Here is an 8,013-nt window from a genome sequence, read left to right as displayed (position 1 = left end):
CTTGCAGCCTGTTCAAAAAACGCGCTGGCAAGGCGCAGGGAAAAAGCCAAGCCCGCAGCGTATTTCACATACGTGAGGGTTTGGCTTGTTCCCTGCAACGCAGCCAGCGTGGATTTTTCAACAGGCTGCTAGGTGCCGGAATAGTGACGGTCCAACAGCGTCAGGGCCTGGGACTTCTCCCGGCCGTAGCGGCTGGCCATGGCCCCGCGCCCGGAGGGCGGCGCGTCGCCCCAGGCGCGCAGGCGCAGGCGGTAGACCTCTTCGATGAGGGCCTTCTCGAAGTGCACGAGGCGGCGCTCTTCCACCACGCGCGGCTTGATGGCCTCGATGGCCTGGCCGAAGATGGCGATGGCCCCGCCCGCGCCGTGCTGCACGGCCGTGGAGAGCAGCACCTCGCGCACGGCCGGGGAGAGCGCCGCGAAGTCCACGCCGGTCTGCTCCAGGATGCTCTGGGCCGCCGGGCGGTAGTGGGTGGAGAGGATGAAATCGTACTGCAGGCGCGCGAAGCGCACGGGGTGCTCGGTGGCGATGCGTCGCCACTCGTCGGGCACGGTGCCCGCCGTTCCCCCCGTGTTGGCCGGTCCGCGCCCGGAGAGGCGGGCGTGGAGGTCGGGCGCGCGTTCCTGGAGGAAGCGCATGAAATTGGCGTAGGTGGGCGTGCCGGAGGCGATCTGGAAGGTGCCGTAGCTGGTGCCCGCCGAAGAGGTGTGCCCCACGGAGGCCGCGCCCCCCGGGCCGGACTCGAAGCGGGCGGCCAGGTGTCCGGGCGGTCCCTGAAGGCCCGTGCGGGCGGCCGGGCGCGGCACGGGGATCACGCAGGAAAGGGTGTAGGTGGGCGTGGGCCTTTGCACCGCGCGCGACTTGCCCCACAGGCTCAGGGCCGCCATGCGGCTCCAGGCGTCGGGATCGTCGGGGTGCTGGGCGGAAAAGTCCACGGGAAGGCGCACGCTGGCCCACTGGATGGCCGCGCGCACCTCGCCGGGCGTGAGCGGACAGGCGCTGAACTGCTCCAGGGACAGCTTGCGGGCCAGGGCGGGGTTTGCCCCCGGCCCGGCCATGTCCAGCAGGTCGGGCCGCCGGGGCTGGGAGAGGGCGGGCCAGGGCGGGGCCACGCACAGGGCTTGCCAGACGCACAGCAGATAGCCCGCCAGCGCGGCCAGGAGGAGGCGTTTGCCCTCCAGGCCGGGACGTGCCATCATGCGCCCGGGGCGCGGCGTCGGCGGCGATAGGTGGTCCACGCTCGTTCATCGGCGGGCGGCGCGGTTTCTTGAGGGGAGCGCCCGCCTAACGCAGGCCCATACTCGATTTCACGCCGGGAGGGAAGTGCCGTGGGGCGCGGGAAGAAGGGCAAGGCGAGCCTTTTCAGGGGCAAGGCGGGGCAGCGGCGCTGGCTGGCCCTCTTTCTGTCCGGCCTGGCCGTCACGGCGGCCGTCACCCTGCTCCACTGGAGCCAGCCGGACTGGCTGGCCTTCATGGACTACAAGATCTACGACGTGCTCCTCTCCCACCGGGAGCCCCCCAAACCCTCGGACCGCGTGGCCGTGGTGGACCTGGACGAGAAATCGCTCTCCGAGGTGGGCCAGTGGCCCTGGCCGCGCTACAAGATCGCCCTGCTGCTGGGAAGGCTGCAGGAGTACGGCGTGCTGGCCGTAGGCATGGACATCGTGTTCTCCGAGGCCGACCAGACCTCCCCCCGGCGCATCCGCGAGGAATTGGCCGCCCTGGGCCTGGACGTGGACTTCACGGGCCTGCCCGACGCCCTGCGGGACAACGACCGCCTCCTGGCCGACAATCTGGCGCAGGGGCCCTATGTGCTGGGCTACTTTTTCGTCTTCGAGGCCAAGGACCACGCCGACCGCATGAGCGCCTGCCGCCTGCCCCCCGCGCGCGTGGCCCTGCGCCGCGCCCCGGGCATGGGCGACGCGCCGCCGCTGATCTCCGGGGCCCTGGGCGCGGTGTGCCCCCTGCCGGAGCTGGCGGCCTCCGGAGGCTGGGCCGGGTTTTTCAACTCCTTCCCCGACCGCGACAACATCGTGCGCTGGGCGCCCATGGCCATCTCCTGGAAGGGCCAGACCTACCCGAGTCTCTCGGCCGCCACGCTCATGCGCGCCTTCGGAGGCCGGGGGGCCGTGCTCGCCCTGGCCCCGGACGGCTACGGCGGCCAGAACATCGCCATGCACCTGGACCTGGGAGCTCTTGGCAGGCGCTCCGTCCCCCTGGACCGCCACGGCCGCCTGCTGGTGGACTACCGGGGCAAGGCCAGGACCTATCCCTACGTCTCGGCCTCGGACGTGATGGCCGGGCGCGCCGACGCGGACCTGCTGCGCGGGCGCGTGGTCTTCGTGGGCACCAGCGCGCGGGGTCTGGAGGACGTGCGCGCCACCCCCCTGGACCAGTCCACCCCCGGCGTGGAGGTGCACGCCACGGTGGCGGACATGGTGCTCTCCGATTCCTACCTGCGCCGCCCCGTGGACGCGTGGTACCTGGAGCTGGTGCTCCTGGCGGTGTTCGGGCTGGGCATCACGCTCCAGCTGGTGTTCACGCGTTCGCTCTGGGCGGGGCTTCTCAGCCTCGCGGCAGCCGGGGCGCTGTGGGCGGGGTCGCGCTGGGCCATGGAGTCGCTCAAGATCTATCTCTCGCCCCTGTCGCCGCTTCTGGCGCTGGTGGGGTGCTTCACGCTGCTCACGTTCCTCAAGTTCCTTCTGGAGGAGAACCAGAAGCGCTTCATCAAGTCGGCTTTCTCCCAGTACCTCTCCTCCAAGGTGGTGGACGAGATCGTGGAGAACCCCGACAAGCTCAAGCTCACGGGGGAAGAGAAGGATGTGACCATCCTCTTCTCCGACGTGCGCGGCTTCACCACCATGAGCGAAAAGCTCAGCCCCACCGAGGTGGTGGAGCTGCTCCACGCCTACCTCACGCCCATGACGCGCATCATCACCGACAGCGCGGGCACCCTGGACAAGTTCATCGGCGACGCCATCATGGCCTTCTGGAACGCCCCCCTGGACGTGCCGGAGCACCCGCGCCGCGCCGTGGAGGCCGCCCTGGAGATGTTCGAGGAGCTTGGGCGCCTCAATACGGAGTTCCTGGCCAAGTACGGCTTCGAGCTGCACATGGGCGTGGGGCTCAACCGGGGCCTGGTGCGCGTGGGCAACTTCGGCTCCCAGGACCTCTTCGACTACACCCTCATCGGCGACAACGTGAACCTCTGCTCGCGCCTGGAGGGGCTCACCAAGTATTACCACGTGGACATCCTGGCCTCCCAGGCCGTGCGCGAGGCCGCCGGGGACGACTTCGCCTGGCGCGAGGCGGACCGCGTGCGCGTCAAGGGCAAGCACGAGCCGGTGACCGTGTTCACAGTGCACCGCCAGGCGGACCCCGCCGAACTGGCTGCCTGGCACGAGGCCCTGGCGTCCTACCGCGCCGGGCGCTTGGACGAGGCCCTGGCGCGCTTCGAGTCCCTGGGCGGAACCACCCCCGCCGGACTGCGCGACCTCTACATCGATCGCTGCCGCGCCCTCCGGGACAATCCTCCGCCCCAGGGCTGGGACGGCGTGTTCGAACACACCAGCAAATAGGCAATCATGCAGGACAGATCCTTTCAGGCCGCCTCCGGGGCGGCCCCCTCCGGCGCGTCAGGCACGTCTCCGGCTTCTCCCGCCGGACCCGCCGTCTCCTCCGGCGGGGAGACCATCGCCGCCGTCGTCACGGCCCCGGGCCGGGGCGGCGTGGGCATCGTGCGCCTGAGCGGACCCCGGGCGCTGGACGTGGCCCGGACGCTCTTTCGCTCCGCGCGCCCGGACTTCCGGGGCTTCAAGCCCTACCGTCTGCACCACGGCAGGCTCCACGACCCCTCGGGCCGTCCCCTGGACGACGTGCTGGCCGCCTTCATGCCAGGCCCGGGCTCCTACACCGGGGAGGACGTGGCCGAGTTCCACTGCCACGGCTCGCCCGCCGTGCTGCGCGCCGTGCTGGACGCCGCCGTGGCCCTGGGCGCTCGCCACGCCCGGCCCGGGGAATACACCCTGCGCGCCTACCTCAACGGGCGCATGGACCTGAGCCAGGCCCAGGCCGTGGCCGAGCTGGTGGCCGCCGACTCCCCCGAGGGCGCGCGCCTGGCCCTGGACCGTCTGGAGGGGCTCATGGGCCGCAGGGTGCGCGCACTGCGCGAACTCCTGGAGGCCTCGCGCGTCGAGATCTGCCTGGCCGTGGACTTCCCGGAGGACGAGGTGGAGTGTCTGGACCCCCAGGCCTTCCAGGCCCGCCTGGACGAGGTGATGGGGGGCATCCGGGCGCTCCTGGCCGCCCACGAGCGGGCGCGCCCCTTCCGCGAGGGCGCGGCGGCCGTGCTGGCCGGGCCGGTGAACGCGGGCAAGTCCAGCCTGCTCAACGCCCTGGTGGGCCGCGAACGCGCCCTGGTGAGCGAGCGCGCGGGCACCACGCGGGACTTCCTGGAGGAGCAGATCGTCCTGGACGGCCTGCCCGTGCGCCTGGTCGACACCGCAGGGCTGCGCGACTGCCCGGACCCCGTGGAGCGCGAGGGCCTGGCCCGGGGCCTGGCCCTGGCCCGGGAGGCGGCGCTGACGCTTCTGGTGGTGGACGGCTCGCGCCCCCTGGACGAAGACGTGCTCCGCCGCCTGCCAGGGGCTCCCGCCGGAGAGGACGCGGACCTCGTCCTGGACCCTGCCCGGGTGCTGGCCGTGCTGAACAAGTCCGACCTGCCCCCGCCGCCGGACGACCCCGCCCGGGCACTGGCGCGGGCCGGTTTCGAGGCGCTGCGCGTGTCGGCCCGCACGGGGCAAGGCCTGGAATCGCTCTGCGCGCGCCTGCGCGAGCGCATCCTGGGCGCAAGCGAACCCGCCGAGTCCTGCGAACCAGCGCCCAGCGACCGCGAACGCGCGCTCCTGTCCCTGGCCCAGGAGGAGCTTTCGGCCCTCACGGCAGACCTTGCCGCCGGCGTGCCGCCGGACCTCCTGGGCGTGCGCCTGGAGACGGCCTGCGGCCACCTGGGCGCGGTGACGGGGGAGATCGCCCCGGACGAGGTCCTGCGGGCGGTGTTCGACGGGTTCTGCATCGGCAAATAGGAAACTGCCTCGTTTTGGCGTTTTCTTTTCGGGCGTCCCGGACTATGATCCGTTAGGGGAGCTTGGCATGCAGGACCTGGCCGCCAGCTATCTGGAGCACTTCGAGATGAACTTCGGGGAGGACTCCTCAGTGGAACTCTCCGGGGACGCCCCGGAGGATCTGAAGCTTCTGGCCTCCGGCATCGAGGAGATGTTCGGAGCGGGCCGCCTCCCCAGCCTTTTCGAGGCGCTCAGCGTGGTGGCGGACTCGGACCTGCCCCACTGCGCCGAGGTGGACGTCAAGGTCTGCCCCCTGGATCTCTATTTCGTCGTCCTGGACTTCCTGGGGGCCAGGGCATTTCCAACGTAGGAGGCGATTTGATGCGCATTCGTGGCCTTGCGGCCGTTCTCGTTCTCTGCATGCTCACATTTATTCCGGCCCTCGCCGTTCAGGCCCAGGACGACCCCTCCGCCGCGCAGCAGCCTCCCGCCGCGCCCGCCAAGCCCGCGCGCAAGCCCGCGCCCCCGGCCAAGACGCCCAAGCCCGGCGAACCCATCGCCCTGGAGCAGCAGGCTGGCCAGGTTCCAGCCGCGCCCATGCCCGGCGCGCCCGAGGCCCCCGCGAAGGGAAAGCCGGCCCCCCCGGCCAGGCCGGTCAAGGGCGGCGTTCCCGTCGCCGTGTCCAAGGTCCCTGCGGTGCGGCTCACCGTGGGCGCGCTCCTGCCGCTCACCGGCGCGCAGGCCTCCCTGGGCGCGGCCTCGCGCGCGGCCATCGAGCTGGCCGTGGCCGACGTGAACGACTACCTGGCCGGGAACGGCTCGGCCGACCGCATCAACGTGCTCATCGAGGACACCGAGTCCAGCCCGGCCAAGGCCCTGGAGCGCCTCAAGTTCCTGGCCGCCTCGGGGGCGCGCGCGGTCATCGGCCCCTACACCGACAACGAGGTGGACCAGACCCTGCCCTTCGCCGACAAGAACGGCCTGCTGCTGCTCTCCCAGGGCAGCGCCGGGCCCTACCTCTCCAAGCCCGACGACGCCCTGCTGCGCTTCTCGCCCTCCGACGCCTTCCAGGCCGAGGCCCTGGCCGTGCTGGGCAACCACGAAGGGGCCACGCACATCATTCCCATCTGGGAGGGCGACATGTACGGCGACGAGCTGGTCACGCACATCAAGGGCCAGTTCGCCAACCAGGGCGGCCAGGTGGTGCCCGGCGTGCGCTTCCGGCCCGAGGTGACCCAGTTCGCCGCCTACGTGGCCGACCTCAAGGCACAGATCGACAAGAACGTGAAGGACAAGAAGAAGCTGGCCGTGGTGGTGGCCGCCAGGGGCGCGCAGACCGCAGGCATCCTGCGCGAGGCCGCCAAGCTGGCCGGGCTCGACGAGCCCCGCTGGTACGGCTGCGACGACTCGGCCCTGCGCGGCGGCATCGTGCAGGATCAGGGCGTGGCCCGCTTCGCCGCCAAGGTGCGCATGGCCTTCGCACGCCTGGGCGAGACCGGAACCGCCCTCTACTCCGAGGTGGAAAAGCGCATCGAAGACCGCATCCAGGCCTTCGTGGACACCCAGGCCGTGGTGGCCTACGACATCGTGTGGCTCCTGGCCTTCACGGGCCTGGCCTCGGGCGACGACGCCTCCACGCTGCGCAAGGCCGTTACGGCCACGGCCCAGCGCTTCTACGGCGCCAGCGGCTGGATGGCCCTCAACGAATACGGCGACCGCGCCGAGGACTACGACTTCGACTTCTGGACCATCCGCGAGATGGAGGGCAAGTTCTTCTGGGTGAAGACCGCCCGCTACCAGTTCGACCCGGGTTCGGTGAAGCAGTTGGTGATCAACGCCCCGGAAAAGGAATAACCCCGTCCGGGGCCGGGGGTGCGGCTGACGCTGCCGTGGGGGCTTGGCCGCCCGCGAACGGCTCACGCAGATCCGGTCTTCCGGGATTGTCGAACGGCGAAAGGCCGCGACGCCACGCGTTGCGGCCTTTTTCGCGTCGGCGGGGCTCAGCCCATCAGGCAGCTGTCGCCGGAAAGCACGAGCATGGGCAGGGCCATGTGGAACGTGGCCCCCGCACCCTCTTCGGAACTGGCGCAGACCGAGCCGCCGAAGAGGTCCGCCAGGGCCTTGACGATGGCCAGGCCCAGGCCCGCGCCGTGGCGGCCATTGGAGGGGTCGCGGCAGAGTTGGGCGAACTGGTCGAAGAGCATCCCGGCCTTGGCGATGTCGAATCCCGGCCCCGTGTCGGCCACTTCCAGCAGGGCGGCCACGCGCCCGCGCCCCAGCGGCGCGTGGGAGAGCGACACATGGACCGCGCCCCCGGGAGCGAACTTCACGGCGTTGGACACCAGGTTGCCCAGGATCTGGCGCAGCTTGATCTCGTCGGTGAGCACTATCCGGGGAAAACCCGGGTCCACCTCCACCACCAGGGCGATGGAAGAGCGCCTGGCCTGCTCCCGGTGCAGCGCCACCACGGAGTCCACCACGGCGGGCACGTCGGCGGGGGCCAGGCGCAGCTCGTCCTTGCCCGAGTCGATGCGTGCGAAATCGAGGATGTTCTTGGCCATCTCCAGGATGCGCTCGCAGGCCTCGGAGGCGGCGGTGGCGTATTCCTCCTGGCGCGGATCGAGGCCGGATTTGCGCAGCAGCTGGAGCATGCCGATGACGCCTATGAGGGGTGAGCGGATGTCGTGCCCCACCACGGCCACGATGTTCTTGGCCAGCTCCTTGGCGCGGCGCTCGCTGCGGGCCAGGGCCTCCGGGCCGTCGTCGTCCTCGCGGTACAGGCGCACGGCCCCCTCCACCCAGGAGGGCCTGCCCTGGCTGTCGCGCACGAGCCGGCCGGAGACTCGGGCGGACACGGGGCCTGCGTCGGGTCCGCAGAGGCCGCAGGTCAACTCGAAGCGGCCCTTGCCGTGCAGCCCCCTGTTGGCTTCCCGGGAGAATGTGGCCCACT

Annotated in this window: 6 protein-coding genes; 4 read left to right on the top strand and 2 right to left on the bottom strand. The window is 71.1% G+C overall.

Annotation, left to right across the window (positions count from 1 at the left end; all coding sequences use genetic code 11):
- Window positions 1-128: 128 nt before the first annotated feature.
- Window positions 129-1,199: a VgrG-related protein gene (locus ACV4UX_RS15625; RefSeq protein WP_491594210.1), complete on the bottom strand. Its 1,071-nt coding sequence runs from the start codon at window positions 1,197-1,199 to the stop codon at window positions 129-131.
- A 129-nt stretch (window positions 1,200-1,328) separates the two neighbouring features.
- Here ACV4UX_RS15625 and ACV4UX_RS15620 point away from each other — a divergent pair, with 129 nt between their 5' ends.
- The 4 genes from ACV4UX_RS15620 (at window position 1,329) to ACV4UX_RS15605 (ending at window position 6,917) form a co-directional block, all read left to right on the top strand.
- Complete coding sequence (locus ACV4UX_RS15620) at window positions 1,329-3,578, top strand: CHASE2 domain-containing protein (protein WP_491594209.1); 2,250 nt, start codon at window positions 1,329-1,331, stop codon at window positions 3,576-3,578.
- A gap of 6 nt (window positions 3,579-3,584) precedes the next feature.
- Window positions 3,585-5,084, top strand: coding sequence for a tRNA uridine-5-carboxymethylaminomethyl(34) synthesis GTPase MnmE (gene mnmE / locus ACV4UX_RS15615; RefSeq protein WP_491594208.1), 1,500 nt, complete (start codon window positions 3,585-3,587; stop codon window positions 5,082-5,084).
- 67 nt (window positions 5,085-5,151) lie between these two features.
- A complete protein-coding gene (locus tag ACV4UX_RS15610; protein WP_491594207.1) occupies window positions 5,152-5,433 on the top strand; it encodes a hypothetical protein in 282 nt (93 codons plus the stop codon).
- An 11-nt stretch (window positions 5,434-5,444) separates the two neighbouring features.
- On the top strand, window positions 5,445-6,917 hold the full coding sequence (locus ACV4UX_RS15605) for an ABC transporter substrate-binding protein (protein WP_491594206.1): 1,473 nt from the start codon (window positions 5,445-5,447) through the stop codon (window positions 6,915-6,917).
- A 146-nt stretch (window positions 6,918-7,063) separates the two neighbouring features.
- Here the strand turns inward: ACV4UX_RS15605 and ACV4UX_RS15600 are convergent.
- Window positions 7,064-8,013: sensor histidine kinase (locus ACV4UX_RS15600; RefSeq protein WP_491594205.1), on the bottom strand; the 950-nt coding region annotated here is incomplete at its 5' end.

Source organism: Fundidesulfovibrio sp. (genome assembly GCF_058402725.1).
This window is presented reverse-complemented; position numbering and strand designations above follow the sequence as displayed.

Excerpts from the sequence above, each read along its gene's own strand:
- ACV4UX_RS15625 (WP_491594210.1), bottom strand. The coding sequence starts at position 1,199 with ATGATGGCACGTCCCGGCCTGGAGGGCAAACGCCTCCTCCTGGCCGCG.
- mnmE (WP_491594208.1), top strand. The coding sequence starts at position 3,585 with ATGCAGGACAGATCCTTTCAGGCCGCCTCCGGGGCGGCCCCCTCCGGC.
- ACV4UX_RS15610 (WP_491594207.1), top strand. The coding sequence starts at position 5,152 with ATGCAGGACCTGGCCGCCAGCTATCTGGAGCACTTCGAGATGAACTTC.
- ACV4UX_RS15605 (WP_491594206.1), top strand. The coding sequence starts at position 5,445 with ATGCGCATTCGTGGCCTTGCGGCCGTTCTCGTTCTCTGCATGCTCACA.